This is a genomic window from Paenibacillus sp. JQZ6Y-1 (assembly GCF_040719145.1).
In the GTDB taxonomy this organism is placed as follows: Bacteria; Bacillota; Bacilli; order Paenibacillales; family Paenibacillaceae; genus Saccharibacillus; species Saccharibacillus kandeliae.
The window spans coordinates 179605-193673 of sequence record NZ_JBFDUZ010000004.1; the positions used below are offsets into that span (position 1 = coordinate 179605).

The window sequence follows — 14069 nt, forward strand, 5'->3', positions numbered from 1 at the left end:
AAATTAGGCATTACACTCTATGTCGCCGTAGCGCGGTTGACTGCATCCCAACAAATACAGTTCCTATATATCAATGAGAGTCAGAAGAAATTGTGAAAAACTAAGGATAATACCAAGGAGGTTATGAAATGGAAAGAGCTATTATCCCATTGTTTCAGCCAGCAATCTTACACGAAGCAGCAAAACGCTTCGGAATGAATATAGAGAAACTACACAATCTTCACGGTTTTCAAAACTTTGTGTTTGAATCGTTTGGACAGAACAAACCACTTATTTTGCGCATCGCGCATCAATCTCATCGCTCTGCTGAGATGGTGGAAGGAGAATTAGAGTGGGTGAACTATCTTTATGAACATGGAGTACCTTGTGCGAAACCAGTAGCTTCATTAGCTGGTAGATTTGTAGAATGTATTGAAATGAGTGATTCTTATTTTGTTGCATGTGCTTTTGAAAAGCTAGAGGGGCATATTCCTCCTTCATACGAAAACAATCCTGTTCTATACCAAGAATTAGGGGAAATAACTGGTAAAATTCATGCGTTATCGAAAAGCTATCGACCTTCATCACCAACACATAGACGGTATGAGTGGCATGATAATCATTATCTTCGTAGAGTGAAAAACTATGTTCCTATCGAATTGGAAATCGTTCACAAAAGATTTGAACAGCTTTTACAAGATCTACAGTCTTTACCCAAAAATAAAAATACATATGGACTGATCCATGGTGATATAAGTCTTGGGAATTTTCTTGTGAAGCAAGGAAGTGTATCCATAATCGACTTTGATGAGTGCGAATACGGTTGGTATATGAGTGACATAGCGATTGCACTTTTTTATGCGACTCCATTACCTAGTTGGAGAGGAGAAACAAAGCGTTTAGAAGTAGCGCGTCATTTCTACGAACATTTCATGGAGGGCTATAGCAGGGAGAATCATTTAGAAGCATATCAATTGAAATATCTACCGGTATTACTCAAATTACGCGAGATGGTGCTATTCTCTGCTATCTATCGTAGTTTGCATCCAGATTTGATGGACGATTGGACAAAAGATTACATTCGTTTTGCCAAAGAGAATATCGAGCAAAGCCGTCCTTATCTTTCTTTATAAGATATTAGGTATACGTTTTTAGTTTTTATATAGAAAGGGAGGGGATGTATGGGACGGATTGTCAATCCAAAGGCAACCGTTCATTTTGGAACGATTCGTGTGTTGACCTCCAGCCTAAACATTTGCGAGGTCTGCCATTATTGTCTGAATCGCCGCGTCTGGTACGTCAAAGGCGATTTCCATCGACATCGCCGTTCGTTAGGCATTTGTACTGTCTGGTAGAATCAGGTTTTTCGTTCCACTGAAAAGTATGAAAAAAGAAGCTTTTTCTCTGTATGGAGAAAAAGCTTCTTTTATTGAATCAGATGCTATATGGATTGGGTTATGGTTACTAGAAGCATTTGACCTAACATCCAAATATACAGCGTCTGACGCGGAATCAGTGAATGCTTTTCTTCTCGAAATTGCCGCCGATAACCTCGCTCACATGCTCAACAGCAAGGAAGGCAGTAGGATCGACATCGTGCACAATATTGCGCAGTTTGGCAAGCTCCAAACGGCTGACCACGCAGTAGATCATTTGCGTATCTTCGCCGGAATATCCGCCTCTAGCATACATGAATGTGGTGCTGCGACCGAGACGGTCCATGATCGCCTGCGAAATCTCATTGTATTCCTGCGAGATGATCGTAACCGATTTGGATTCTTCCAGACCCTCTACCACAATATCCATGACTTTTGCCGCGATATAGTAGGTGAAGATGGAGAACATTGCGGAATCCCAGCCGAATACAAAGCCTGCCGCGGTAAAGATGAAGATATTGATAATCATGACGATCTGACCGACCGGCATGTGGAACTTTTTGGAGAGCAGAATCGCTACAATCTCGGTTCCATCCAAGGAACCGCCGAAGCGAATAACAAGACCAATCCCGAAGCCGAGAATGACGCCGCCAAACATACTGGCGAGCATTTTGTCATCGGTGAGTGCCGGTACATGGTGCAGATAAGCGGTCATCGACGACATGACGGCGATACCGTATAGGGTAGATACAGCGAACGTTTTACCGATCTGTTTATACCCGATAATCAGAAACGGCACGTTGATAATGAAGATGAAGATACCGAGCTGGACTGTACTAAGCTCGGACAGGATAATCGAGATACCGGTAATACCGCCATCGATCACGCTGTTAGGGATCAGGAAAATTTCGAGTGCTACCGCCATCAGAACGGCGCCGGTCGTGATAAAGATAAACTTGGCTAGCAATTGGGTCAACGACATTTTACGGTGTTTTCTTGGCATACACAATCCTCATTTCCAGAATAGTTTGGCAGGATTGTTGATTAATTCCATAGCGCTGCGTGGAGTTCCGGATTACGAAAGTTACATCAGCGAACAAGTGACCGACCGCCGGATTACCGCAATATCTGTCTCTGTAGGGCTCCAATCTGTAACCGGAAGCGGCTTTATCGAACTACTCAACAAACATTTTATCTTTAAATTGTAATGATAATCTACCTATATAAATTATAGCATAAAAAATCGTGCAAACCCAATAAAACGCAAAATTTAATCGATTTTTTGCAAAAAAGCCAGATTTAACGAACAATTTACATTATATCGCAACAAGGCACGCAAAATATACGCCAATGTCGCAAAATCATATAAAAAAATCATATCGTCGGTACGTTGTCATGTACCAATGAGTCAAAAGGGGGGTTATACGATGTACGAGAAAGGGCTTTTTATTTATAACGGCAATGCTGGTTCGGTTGATGAGGGACAGCTGGGTATGGTGCTTGGTATTCTATCGCCTGAGCTGCCAGAGCTGAATGTACGGCGTACCTCTAAGCCGGGTGAAGCGAAGCAGATCTGTCGCGATTTGGGTGAGCAATATGATGTAGTGTATATTTTTGGCGGTGACGGTACAGTGCATGAGTGCATTAACGGTCTAGCCGATTTGGAGCATCCACCGGTGATCGGCGTACTGCCGGGTGGTACATGCAACGACTTTTCTCGCGCGCTGCTGATGCCGCAGCAGTTGCAGCGCGCGGCGGAGGCGTTGATCCTGCGCCATACACGAACACTGGATATTGGTACGGCGAACGGTCATTATTTTACGAATTTCTATGGGGTCGGGCTGATCTCGGAAACGTCGCAAAATATCAATACCGATATGAAGGGTGCATTTGGCAAGCTGAGTTATTTTCTGAGTACGCTGCAAACGGTGCGGACCGCGCAGCAATTTCATTTCCAGCTGGAGTATGACGAAGGAGAACTGTCCGGCGAAGCGGTGATGATCTATGCGGCAAATGGACGTTATCTCGGTACCAATCCATTGCCATTTCATGATGAGTCGTTACAGGATGGGCTGCTTGATGTGCTCGTGATCCGCGAAGCAGGATTGCCGCTGCTGCGCGAGCTGCTTAGCCGCAAGGTACCGGGAGAATGGACACCGCAAAATGACAATATTCAATATATCCGCACTTCGCGCCTGCATCTGATCACCGACAAGCCGATGGCAGCGGACACGGATGGAGAGATTTATTTGGAAACACCGGGCAAGCTGGGTGTGTTGCCGGGCAAGCTAACTTTTCTCGTCGGTGAACCGGGAGATGTCGGTGCATAATGGTGGCATGATGTGCACGTATTGAGCTTCCAGTAAATGACTGTGGAACATCCCGCGCGCTTCCCTCATAATAGAAACAAGCCGTATGGTATGCCGACAGTACGCTTCTCCGTATGAAGCCATTGCCGGAATCACATGCCTTCTGGATCGCCATTCGTCGCCATTGCTTGCTTTATAGCAACCGATTGCGACAGGCACAGCTGCGGACTGATTGAGCAAACAAACTGGGGGAATCAAACGCAATGTCACAGACCAAATCCGTATATTTTAACCATGATGCCGGTGTCGATGACCTGGTATCCCTGTTTATGCTGCTGCAAATGGACAATGTGCAATTGACCGGTGTATCGGTTATTCCAGCCGACGGTTACTTAGAGCCGGGCGCCGATGCCAGCCGCAAAATCATTGACCGTTTCGGTACGTATGCGCCTGAAACTGCCAAATCCAATTCGCGCGGTAAAAACCCATTTCCACCGGCATGGCGTATGCACACCTTTTACGTGGATGCGCTGCCGATCCTGAATGAATCCGGCAAAATGGAAGCGCCATTGTCGGAACTTCCAGCACATCGTCATATGATCCAACAACTGCTGCAAACCGAAGGCAAAACGACGCTGCTGTTCACTGGTCCGCTGACGGATCTAGCGCGCGCGCTAGACGAAGCACCAGAGATCGAGGAGAAGATCGAGAAGCTGGTTTGGATGGGCGGCGGCTTTGAACGTGGGAATGTCGATGAGCCAGAGCATGACGGTACTGCTGAATGGAATGTATTCTGGGACCCAGAAGCTGCGCATCGCGTATGGCAAAGCGGCATCGAGATTGATCTGGTTGCACTGGAAAGCACAATCAAAGTTCCACTGGATCTGAAGATCCGCAAACGCTGGTCGTCGGAGCGTCGGTACGAGGGTGTAGATTTCCTCGGTAACTGTTACGCTTGTTGTCCGCCGCTTGTGCATATGGAGAACAACTCCACATATTATTTCTGGGATGTGCTGACGACGCTATCGATTGGCAAGCCAGAGCTGGTTAGCAAAAAAACGATCGACTGCGTCGTTATCCCTGATGGTCCATCACAAGGCAGAACGGTGGAGCAGGCAGATGGTCGTCCAGTCAATCTGGTATACGATACTGATCCAGAAGCATTTGCCGACTATATGATCGAATTGGCAAAAAAATCTGCACCAGCGCGTTACTGATCCAGAAGCGGGTGTGCGGTTGAAGATGCCGCAGGCGCGTGTCCATTGCGTCTCGTCTTTCTCCGTAGCCCGCTGATCGTCCTACGTGATCATTGGTTTGCATGTTTACATGTAATGTTCGCTTTTGGAGCATAATCTGAATTTTAAAATGATATTGTCTTGCTTGTACCGATTCATTTATGTATAATAACAGGGTCAGTACACGACAATGTACGACATTTTCCGGCGAAGGTGATAACATGAATCCTCTCCCTCTGGACCATAATGAGTCCAAGAAACGGATGGCACAGCTGTATAACGAAGTATCCAAGGAGCTATTCGGTTACGGAACGACGCTGCTGCGTGTGACCGTGGAGGATGGACTGATTACCTTTCAAGCACGACACCGACGCTCACCGCGCTCGGCAGCGCTGGAAGGGGAAGACCTTGCGCTCAAGCAGGAAGTGGATTTTCGCTTATCAATGGTATACAAGCGCAAATTCCGCGAAAAGCTAGAGCAGGACATGCAATTGAATATTGAAGCGATTTTGCGTGACTATGACGCGCCGACCCAGTGGGCATTTACGAATGTGATTCTGGTGAAGCAGCCTCAGGCGTAAGAACGCTTTGCGCTATGTTGATCTGGCTGGCGGATTTCCCTTTTTGATCTATCTTAAAGGTTGACCGCATGGCACAGGCTGCAACGGGTACCGCTTTTCCTTTGTTTATCGAAGAAAAGTGTTCTTGTTCTCTGACAAGAATACTTTTCTTTTTTGTTTTTTACAGGCAAGCCGATTGATCATTTTAAAGGGGGATTTGACAATGTTCAAAAAGACGTGGATGAGTGGAATACTAGCGCTGTCGCTGGCTGGAGTAGGATTGGCTGGTTGCGGCACGACGATTGACGGACCCGGAGGCAGCACAAGCAGCAGCTCTGGCAGCAGTGACGGCAAGCCGAAGCTGGTGATCTCGACATGGGGCTTCTCCGAGGATTTTCTGCAACAATCGGTATTTGAACCGTTTGAAAAGGAGCATAACGTCGACATTGTGCTGGAGACAGGCAATAACGCCGAGCGTCTGAACAAGATTCGTCAAGGCAGCTCCAACGTCGATCTGATCTACCTGTCTGATTATTACGCACAGCAGGGCATCGACGAAGGTCTGTTTGACACCATCGATCGCAGCAAAATTCCGAACATCAACAACATTTATGACATTGCCAAAGCGCCAAATGGTGACCAGTACGGTCCTGCCTATACCGTCGCGCAACTCGGGATCGCTTATAACCCAGATATGGTCAGCGGCGAAGTGAAATCATGGTCCGATCTGTGGAAACCGGAATTCAAAGGCAATCTGACCATGCCAGCTATTACCGCCACTGCTGGTCCGATGATGGTGGATGCCGCTTCCCGTACTGCAGGCGACAAGCAATTTAACGAGGACGCTGCATTTACCCAACTGACCAAGCTGAATGACAGTGTAGTCAAATACTACAGTCAGACCTCCGAATACGTGAATATGATCGGTCAAGGCGAGATCGCTGGTGGACCGATTATGGAAATGTACTTTAAAGATATTCAAGCAGCCGTACCAAACGCCAAATTCGTCTCACCAGAAGATGGCGGGTATGCAGTCATCAACACCGTGAACATCGTCAAAGGCAGTGCCAACAAAGAACTGGCAGAAGAATTCATCGACTGGCAGCTGGGCAAGGATGTACAGGAAGCCTCCGCCAAAGCAAAGGTCGATTCCCCAGTCAATACGCAAGTGGTACTGACCGACGAGGAAGCACAGGGACTGACATATGGTGCTGACGTGATCGAAAGCCTACGCAAGCTCGATATGAAATTCGTCAACGACAATATGCCAACATGGACCGACCGTTGGAACCGTGAAATCGGCGGCTGATAGATCGCGCTGATCCTACTATGGAAAGGATGAACCTGCAACCCATGAATACGCAAAGCAGCAAACGTACCGTCATCATGGATGTGGATACTGGAATTGACGACGCACTTGGTATCATGCTTGCCGTCGGTAGTGGCGACTGCGACATCCTCGGCATTACGACTGTGAATGGCAATGTCTCACTGGAACAGGCAACGAACAATACGTTGAAAATCACGCAGCTGATCCAGCATAACGAGATTCCCATCTATCGCGGTGCCAACGCACCGCTGGTGCGCAAGCCAACATTTGAACATGCCGTGCATGGCAATGATGGAATCGGCGGCGCACTGCGAGACATGGATGTGCAGCGAGGAACCGAGGCACAGCCTGCGCATGAGTTTATTATTGAGCAGGTGATGAAACATCCCGGCGAAATCACTCTGATCATGACCGCACCGCTGACCAACTTAGCACGCGCTCTGCTGTGTCAGCCCGACCTGCCACAATATGTGCGCGAGGTGGTCATCATGGGCGGCGCAGTCAACGAATACGGCAACATCACACCAACTGCCGAATACAACATCTACGTCGATCCCGAAGCCGCCAAACAAGTTTTCGCCGCCGGATTCCAGAATATTGTACTTGTTCCGCTCGACGTCACTCGGCGTGTACTGCTCGACCGCAACCATCTGGCTGCTCTCGCACGCACCGCCAAACCGGATATCGCTGCCTACGTCCGCCAAAGCACATCCGACTATATGCAGCGCTACGAACAACGCAACGGCGTACAAGCCTGCGCCATGCACGACCCACTAGCCGTAGCCGCCGCCCTAAAACCCGACCTGCTAGGCACAACCGCCTACCACGTCGACGTCGAAACCAATAGCGACCTCTGCGACGGTCAAACCGTCTGCGATTTCCAAAACCGCTTGGGCAAACAACCCAACATTCAAGTCGCCCTAACCGTAGACCATATCGAATTCTTCCACTACTTCCTAAGCGCTCTAAGCAGGTTGTAGTATCTAGACACAACTAACAAATCAAACTGTAAGACCCAAAGCGCAGTGATTTTAATCTCTACCTTGCCCCACCACCCAAAGTGGGATTCAGCACAGAGCGGAGGGAAGGGAATAGGGGATAAGGACGACCTTGGAACGCGGGAATCTACAGTTTTCATAAACCATTCGTAGATTCCCGCGTTCCACCGGAGGACGTTCCCCTATCCCTTCCCGCAGCGGACGCCCTGCAATCCCACCAACCACCAACTAAATTAAAACTCAAGGAGCGCCCATGACCAAATCAAGGCACATCTACTGGCTGCTCCTGCCCGGTCTGCTATTCTTGACCGTCTTCATGCTGGTGCCGATCATTCTGACGATCGGGTCCACCTTTGTACAGGAAGGCAGACCGACGCTGGACGGCTATCTGCATTTTTTCAAAGACGCGTACTTCAACAAAATTCTGCTGACCACACTCAAAGTCAGCCTGCTTACCACGTTAATCTGCATCGTGCTTGGCTATCCAGTCGCCTTTTACATATCCCGGCTGGGCAAACGTCCGAAGGCAATTTTGCTGGCACTGTCGATTTTCCCATTGCTGACCAGCCCGGTTGTGCGCTCGTTCAGCTGGATGATCATACTCGGTCGTAACGGACTGGTGAACCAGTTTCTGACCGGCATCGGTATCGTCGATAAGCCACTAGAGATTCTGTACACGCCGTCAGCGATGATTATCGGTATGGTACATCTGTTCCTGCCGCTCATCATCATCACGCTAGTCGGTGTGATGGAGAATGTTGACTATGAACTGATCCGCGCCGCGGAAAGCTTGGGTGCATCCCGCTTGACCGCATTGCGCAAAATTCTGTTCCCGCTCACCATTCCGGGGCTGATCATCGGCAGTGTGCTTGTATTCGTCGGCAGTCTGACTGCGTATACAACGCCTGCGCTGCTCGGCGGCAAGGAGCGGGTCATTTCGACCTTTCTGTATCAAAATGCGATGACCTTAAACGACTGGTATCTGGCGTCCGTCATCGCTACTATCATGATTGTTATTACACTGATCATTGTTGCCCTGATGAACAAGGCAGCCGTGAAATTGAATCCGAAGGGGTGAGCCTAGTATGAAAGAACGACATTACGGACTGGCGATTTTCAGCACGCTTGTGTTTGTGTTTCTGCTAGGACCGCTCGTTATTATCTCGGTAACCTCATTTGGTCCGGGTACGGTACTCAAGTTTCCGCCAGACGGCTTCTCGCTGAAATGGTATCAAAATATCTGGCACGTCAGCATGTTCCCAAAAACATTCGTCACCTCGATCATTATCTCGCTGCTCGGCAATCTGCTGGCACTCGTGCTTGGTATTCCAGCGGCATATGCACTCAGCCGCTATCGGTTCAAGGGACGCGATCTACTGAATGCGATCTTCCTCTCGCCAGTGCTGATTCCCGGTATCGTGCTTGGCTTTACCATGCTCAAATATGTGCTGGTGATGTATCATCTGCCGATTTATACCGGTCTGCTAGTCGGGCATACGGTCATCATGATGCCGTTTATTATTCGGGTGGTCGGTTCCAGTCTGTCGAGCTTTGACTTTGCCATTGAAGAGGCGGCGATCAGCCTCGGCGCAGGTCGGATCGAAACCTTTTTCAAGGTGGTACTGCCGAATATTCGCTCCGGCATTATGGCGGCGGTCTTGATCGCTTTCTTGGAATCGTTCAACAATGTGGACATTTCGGTCTTTATGACAGGTCCGGGAATCAGTACATTGCCGATCCAGATGCTGACCTATGTACAAAATTACTTTGACCCGACGATTGCAGCCATCTCGGTTGTATTGATGCTGCTGACTGTACTGCTCATGTTCGGAATTGAACGACTGATGGGCGGGCTGTCCTACTTTACCAAACGCTGACGTATCGGTTGGGAACGATATGAAGATATAGAAGCAAACCGGCTTGCAACGCTGCCGGATTACATCGAATGGAGGCATACGGCTATGGCATTACTCAGCTTGGAACAGGTATCGGTGGCGTATGACAACCACCTGATCCTTGAACATTTTGATCTGGAACTGGCAGAGGGCAAGCTGCTGTCCCTGCTCGGTCCGAGCGGCTGCGGCAAAACGACAACCCTGCGTCTCATCGCTGGATTTCTGGAAGCGAAGGATGGCAAGTTTTTGTTCAACGGACGCGATTATACTAGGTTGCCGGTGAGTAAACGGAATTTTGGCTTTGTTTTTCAAAACTATGCGCTGTTCCCACATCTGTCGGTGTACGATAACGTTGCCTTTGGTCTGCGACTGCGCAAGCTGAAGGAAGCAGACGTGAAAGCCAAAGCGCTACGCATGCTGGAAATCGTCAATCTGAACGGATTTGAGAAACGGTTTCCACAGGAGCTGTCTGGTGGGCAACGTCAACGGGTAGCGATTGCGCGGGCGTTGGTAATTGAGCCGGATCTGCTGCTGTTCGACGAGCCGCTTAGCAATCTGGATGCGAATCTGCGTGTCACGATGCGGGTGGAGATTCGCCGCTTGCAGCAGGAGCTGGGCATGACCGCGGTGTACGTATCACATGATCAGGAAGAATGCTTCTCCATTTCCGACAGTGTAGCAATTATGAATGCAGGTCGGATTGAGCAGCTAGGCGCTCCGTCGGACATTTACCAGTATCCGAAAACGGAATACGTGGCTCGGTTTATCGGGTTTAATAATTTTCTCGTATTCAGCGGTACACGTCAGGGTTTACAAGGATTGGAGTGGACAGCGGGCGAATATGGCTTTGCCGCTACCCTACAGCCCGGACAATCGACAGCAGATCAGTACAAAGGTGCGATTCGTCCTGACGATCTGCAACTGACTACAGCAGAACAGGCATCGCTGACAGCAACGAATAATACGCTACCGGGTGTAATCAAAGTCAGTACCTATCTGGGGCGCAGCTACCAGTACGAGGTGGAGACACCGCTCGGTATGTTCACTGTGAATCAGGAGATGGATGCGCCGCTGGCACCGGGGATGCAGGTTGGGGTTCATTTTCCGGCAGACAAGATCGTGATGGTGAATCTATGAGCCGATACGAAGTGGATCTGCTGATCAAGGATGTGCAGGTGTTCAATAGCTATTACAAGCAATTTCGCCACGGTATGGTTGCGGTCAAGAATGGTCAATTCGCTTATATTGGCGATGGCGATTCGGATCGCTTTTCCGCTGCGATCACGGTGCAGGGACAGGGACGACACCTGATCCCCGGCCTGATCGATATTCATCTGCATATTGAGAGTTCGATGGTGACACCGGCGACCTTTTCCCATGGGATTATCCGCCGCGGAGTGACGACGATTGTGCCGGAACCGCATGAAATGGCGAACGTATTCGGCATCAAGGGTGTGCAGGAAATGATGGCGGCTAGTCAGAATACCGTCTGCGATATGTTCTACGGTATTCCAAGCTCAGTCCCGGCGACACCGCTGGAAACGACTGGTGGCTCTATTGAAATTGCGGATATTGACGAGTTGATGACATCGGGCAATATCGCCTGTCTGGGCGAGATTATGAACTATGTCGATGTGATCCGTGATCCAGACTGCAAAACAAATCATATTTTACGTCATGTCAAAGCCAACTATCCACAGCTGGTTATTGAAGGGCATACGCCGAAGCTACTCGATCTAGATCTGCATCGCATTATGTTGGCAGGTGTCGATTCGGATCATACACACCAGAGTATGGAAGGCATGACGGCGCGTATTGCGGCTGGTATGTTTATCGAATTGCAGGAGAAATCAATGACGCGCGAAGTGATGGATTATGTGATCCGTCATGAGGTTTCCGAGCATTTTTGCTTTGTTACCGATGATGTGATGACCGACCGACTCGCTTGGGAAGGGCATTTGGATCATATTGTGCGCAAAGCGATTGATATGGGCATGAGCCCTGAAGATGCGATCTATGCGGCAACCTACACCCCAGCACGACGGATGAAGATGACCGACCGCGGAACGGTATCGCCGGGCAAAGTGGCTGATTTTATTCTGCTGTCGGATGTGAATACATTTGCGATTGATGAGGTATACAAAAAGGGGCGGCTCGTGTACCGCGAAGGCGACAGCTATGTACAAACGGTGGAAGATAAGCAGTTCCCAGCACATTTCTATCGCAGTGTACAGCTACAGTCGCTGACAGCAGCGGATTTTGACGTACATGTACCGATTCAGGATGGACTGTACCGTTGCCGTGTAATGATGGTGAAGGACGGCTCGACATTTACTGAGGAGCGATTGGTGGATATTCCGGTGCGCAATCAGCGATTGTGCTGGCAGGAGAGTGGGTACGGATTGATTGCAACGTTTGAGCGGTACGGCAAAAACGGAAATCGCGCCTACGGACTAATCGGCGGAGATACGATCCAGCGCGGCGCCATTGCAACCACGTATTCGCATGATAATCACAATCTGCTTGTCGTCGGACATCAGGTGGATGATATGCTGGCGGCTGCCAATCATGTCATTGGCGTGCAGGGTGGATTCTGCGTTGCGGCAGAGGGCGTGGTGCAGGCAGCATTGGATCTGCCAGTGGGCGGTATTCTGACCGAAGCGCCACTGGAAGAAACGGCTGTTCAAGTGGAGCAGCTAGTATCAGCGATGCGAGGGCTTGGCTACAAGCATTACAATCCGATTATGTCTGTTAGTACGCACTCGTTGCCGGTTAGCCCAGCGTTGAAGATTACCGATCACGGATTGATTGATGTAAACGAAGGTAAAGTTGTACCGCTGATCGTGGAGCGTGTTGGTGATCTGGTGAGTGTGTAAGTGTGTGTAAATAAATACATCAATGGCAGAGCATGAACAGAGTTCTGTTCTTCCATCATTCAAAAAAGCAGCCGTTCATCCATAGAAGGATGAACGGCTGCTTTGATTTCATCAAACGTGCTTCATCACGAAACGTACTTCAGCGTGAAGCAACATCTTATTCGTCTTCTTTTTCTGCCAATTCCGAATCGGACAGATGACGGGTAATCTCCAGCTTGCGGTAACGGCGTACACCGCGGCGCAGGACGCGAACGGTCAGATTCTCGAACTCGTACACCGCACCAACCGGCAGATCTGGACGCTGGTTGTACAGCCAGCCGCCAATCGTATCCAGCTCTTCATCATCCAGCTCGATATTCAAAATATCATTGACCCGGTTGATAAATACTTTGCCGTCTACGATCAAGCGGTTTTCATCCATGCGCTGGATTTCATCTTCTTCATCCGTATCGAATTCGTCACGGATTTCGCCAACGATCTCTTCCAAAATGTCCTCAATCGTAATCAGACCGGAGGTTCCGCCGTACTCATCCACCAGAATGGCGATATGCGTGCCTTCACGCTGCATCCGTTTCAGCAGGTCCTTAACCGGAATCGTCTCCGATACAGACATTACCGGATGGATCAGGGAAGCGACATGCAGGTCTTGCTTTTCCTCAGCGGCAAGGAAAAATTGCTTCGTGTTCACCATACCCACGATATTGTCCTTGCTGCCCTCGGCAACTGGGAAACGCGTGTACTGCTCGCGGCGAATAATCGTGCGGTTCTCTTCCGGCGATTTGTCCGTGAACAGACAAACCATATCCGTACGTGGAACCATCAGTTCCTTAGCGATCATCTCGTCAAAAGCAAAGATTCGGCTGACATAACCAAATTCGCTCTGATTGATCTTACCACTCTCGTAACTTTCGTTAAGAATGATATGCAGCTCTTCTTCACTGTGCGCTTCTTCCGATTCGCTCGCAGGACGTAAACCAATCACCTTGAGCAGCAGGTTGGCAGAACCGTTCAGCAACCAGATAAACGGATACATCGCACGGTTGAACCAGATAATCGGGCGCGCTGTATACAGCGTAACCATTTCCGCTTTGCGTAGTGCAATCGTCTTCGGTGTCAATTCACCAACCACGACGTGGAAATACGTAACCAGAATCAGAGCAATCGCATACGATAAAATGTGCGACAACGCGGTCGGCACACTCAAGCTATGGAATACAGGCTCCAAAATCGCTTCTACCGTCGGTTCACCCAGCATACCGAGACCGAGTGCGGTAATCGTAATCCCCAGCTGACACGTCGACAGGTACGCATCCAGATTGGAAATTACCTGCTTGGCATAGCGGGCACTTTTGTTACCCTCGGCGATCAGCTGATCAATTCGGCTGCTCCGCACCTTTACAATCGCAAATTCTACCACCACAAAAAAGGCGGTCATAATGATCAAAATAATAAATAATGTAAAATTCAGTCCTATATTAATACCACTGTCAGTCAACAACATTCTCTCCCTT

At 49.1% G+C, this 14069-nt stretch carries 13 protein-coding genes; 11 read left to right on the forward strand and 2 right to left on the reverse strand.

Annotation, left to right across the window (positions count from 1 at the left end; all coding sequences use genetic code 11):
* The first annotated feature begins 128 nt into the window (after positions 1-128).
* The gene (locus tag ABXR35_RS19185) at positions 129-1112 is read left to right on the forward strand and encodes a phosphotransferase enzyme family protein (protein WP_367063654.1); all 984 of its coding nucleotides are present in this window, start codon (positions 129-131) and stop codon (positions 1110-1112) included.
* A gap of 48 nt (positions 1113-1160) precedes the next feature.
* The gene (locus tag ABXR35_RS19190) at positions 1161-1334 is read left to right on the forward strand and encodes a hypothetical protein (RefSeq protein ID WP_367063655.1); all 174 of its coding nucleotides are present in this window, start codon (positions 1161-1163) and stop codon (positions 1332-1334) included.
* A 157-nt stretch (positions 1335-1491) separates the two neighbouring features.
* Here ABXR35_RS19190 and ABXR35_RS19195 read toward each other — a convergent pair whose 3' ends face one another.
* Entirely contained in the window at positions 1492-2358 is an 867-nt protein-coding gene (locus ABXR35_RS19195; protein ID WP_367063656.1) for a YitT family protein, read from the reverse strand.
* Between the two features lie 424 nt (positions 2359-2782).
* On the opposite strand from ABXR35_RS19195, the gene ABXR35_RS19200 reads away from it, so the two are divergent.
* The 9 genes from ABXR35_RS19200 (at position 2783) to ABXR35_RS19240 (ending at position 12558) form a co-directional block, all read left to right on the forward strand.
* A complete protein-coding gene (locus ABXR35_RS19200) occupies positions 2783-3685 on the forward strand; it encodes a diacylglycerol/lipid kinase family protein (RefSeq protein WP_367063657.1) in 903 nt (300 codons plus the stop codon).
* A 242-nt stretch (positions 3686-3927) separates the two neighbouring features.
* Entirely contained in the window at positions 3928-4881 is a 954-nt protein-coding gene (locus ABXR35_RS19205; RefSeq protein ID WP_367063658.1) for a nucleoside hydrolase, read from the forward strand.
* A gap of 239 nt (positions 4882-5120) precedes the next feature.
* Positions 5121-5480 (forward strand): DUF2294 domain-containing protein, encoded by a 360-nt coding sequence (locus ABXR35_RS19210; RefSeq protein ID WP_367063659.1) that lies wholly within the window; start codon positions 5121-5123, stop codon positions 5478-5480.
* Between the two features lie 202 nt (positions 5481-5682).
* Entirely contained in the window at positions 5683-6768 is a 1086-nt protein-coding gene (locus tag ABXR35_RS19215; RefSeq protein WP_367063660.1) for an ABC transporter substrate-binding protein, read from the forward strand.
* 44 nt (positions 6769-6812) lie between these two features.
* Entirely contained in the window at positions 6813-7769 is a 957-nt protein-coding gene (locus ABXR35_RS19220; RefSeq protein ID WP_367063661.1) for a nucleoside hydrolase, read from the forward strand.
* A 271-nt stretch (positions 7770-8040) separates the two neighbouring features.
* Complete coding sequence (locus ABXR35_RS19225) at positions 8041-8865, forward strand: ABC transporter permease (protein ID WP_367063662.1); 825 nt, start codon at positions 8041-8043, stop codon at positions 8863-8865.
* A gap of 7 nt (positions 8866-8872) precedes the next feature.
* A complete protein-coding gene (locus ABXR35_RS19230; protein WP_367063663.1) occupies positions 8873-9664 on the forward strand; it encodes an ABC transporter permease in 792 nt (263 codons plus the stop codon).
* An 84-nt stretch (positions 9665-9748) separates the two neighbouring features.
* A complete protein-coding gene (locus ABXR35_RS19235) occupies positions 9749-10819 on the forward strand; it encodes an ABC transporter ATP-binding protein (protein ID WP_367063664.1) in 1071 nt (356 codons plus the stop codon).
* Complete coding sequence (locus ABXR35_RS19240) at positions 10816-12558, forward strand: adenine deaminase C-terminal domain-containing protein (protein WP_367063665.1); 1743 nt, start codon at positions 10816-10818, stop codon at positions 12556-12558. Before ABXR35_RS19235 ends, ABXR35_RS19240 begins: the two co-directional genes overlap by 4 nt.
* 157 nt (positions 12559-12715) lie before the next feature.
* Here the strand turns inward: ABXR35_RS19240 and ABXR35_RS19245 are convergent, their stop codons facing one another.
* Positions 12716-14053: a hemolysin family protein gene (locus ABXR35_RS19245; protein ID WP_367063666.1), complete on the reverse strand. Its 1338-nt coding sequence runs from the start codon at positions 14051-14053 to the stop codon at positions 12716-12718.
* Positions 14054-14069: the final 16 nt, after the last annotated feature.

Bases quoted from the DNA above. Each gene is read 5' to 3' on its own strand.
- ABXR35_RS19185 (WP_367063654.1), top strand. From the start codon at position 129: ATGGAAAGAGCTATTATCCCATTGTTTCAGCCAGCAATCTTACACGAA.
- ABXR35_RS19190 (WP_367063655.1), top strand. From the start codon at position 1,161: ATGGGACGGATTGTCAATCCAAAGGCAACCGTTCATTTTGGAACGATT.
- ABXR35_RS19195 (WP_367063656.1), bottom strand. From the start codon at position 2,358: ATGCCAAGAAAACACCGTAAAATGTCGTTGACCCAATTGCTAGCCAAG.
- ABXR35_RS19200 (WP_367063657.1), top strand. From the start codon at position 2,783: ATGTACGAGAAAGGGCTTTTTATTTATAACGGCAATGCTGGTTCGGTT.
- ABXR35_RS19205 (WP_367063658.1), top strand. From the start codon at position 3,928: ATGTCACAGACCAAATCCGTATATTTTAACCATGATGCCGGTGTCGAT.
- ABXR35_RS19210 (WP_367063659.1), top strand. From the start codon at position 5,121: ATGAATCCTCTCCCTCTGGACCATAATGAGTCCAAGAAACGGATGGCA.
- ABXR35_RS19215 (WP_367063660.1), top strand. From the start codon at position 5,683: ATGTTCAAAAAGACGTGGATGAGTGGAATACTAGCGCTGTCGCTGGCT.
- ABXR35_RS19220 (WP_367063661.1), top strand. From the start codon at position 6,813: ATGAATACGCAAAGCAGCAAACGTACCGTCATCATGGATGTGGATACT.
- ABXR35_RS19225 (WP_367063662.1), top strand. From the start codon at position 8,041: ATGACCAAATCAAGGCACATCTACTGGCTGCTCCTGCCCGGTCTGCTA.
- ABXR35_RS19230 (WP_367063663.1), top strand. From the start codon at position 8,873: ATGAAAGAACGACATTACGGACTGGCGATTTTCAGCACGCTTGTGTTT.
- ABXR35_RS19235 (WP_367063664.1), top strand. From the start codon at position 9,749: ATGGCATTACTCAGCTTGGAACAGGTATCGGTGGCGTATGACAACCAC.
- ABXR35_RS19240 (WP_367063665.1), top strand. From the start codon at position 10,816: ATGAGCCGATACGAAGTGGATCTGCTGATCAAGGATGTGCAGGTGTTC.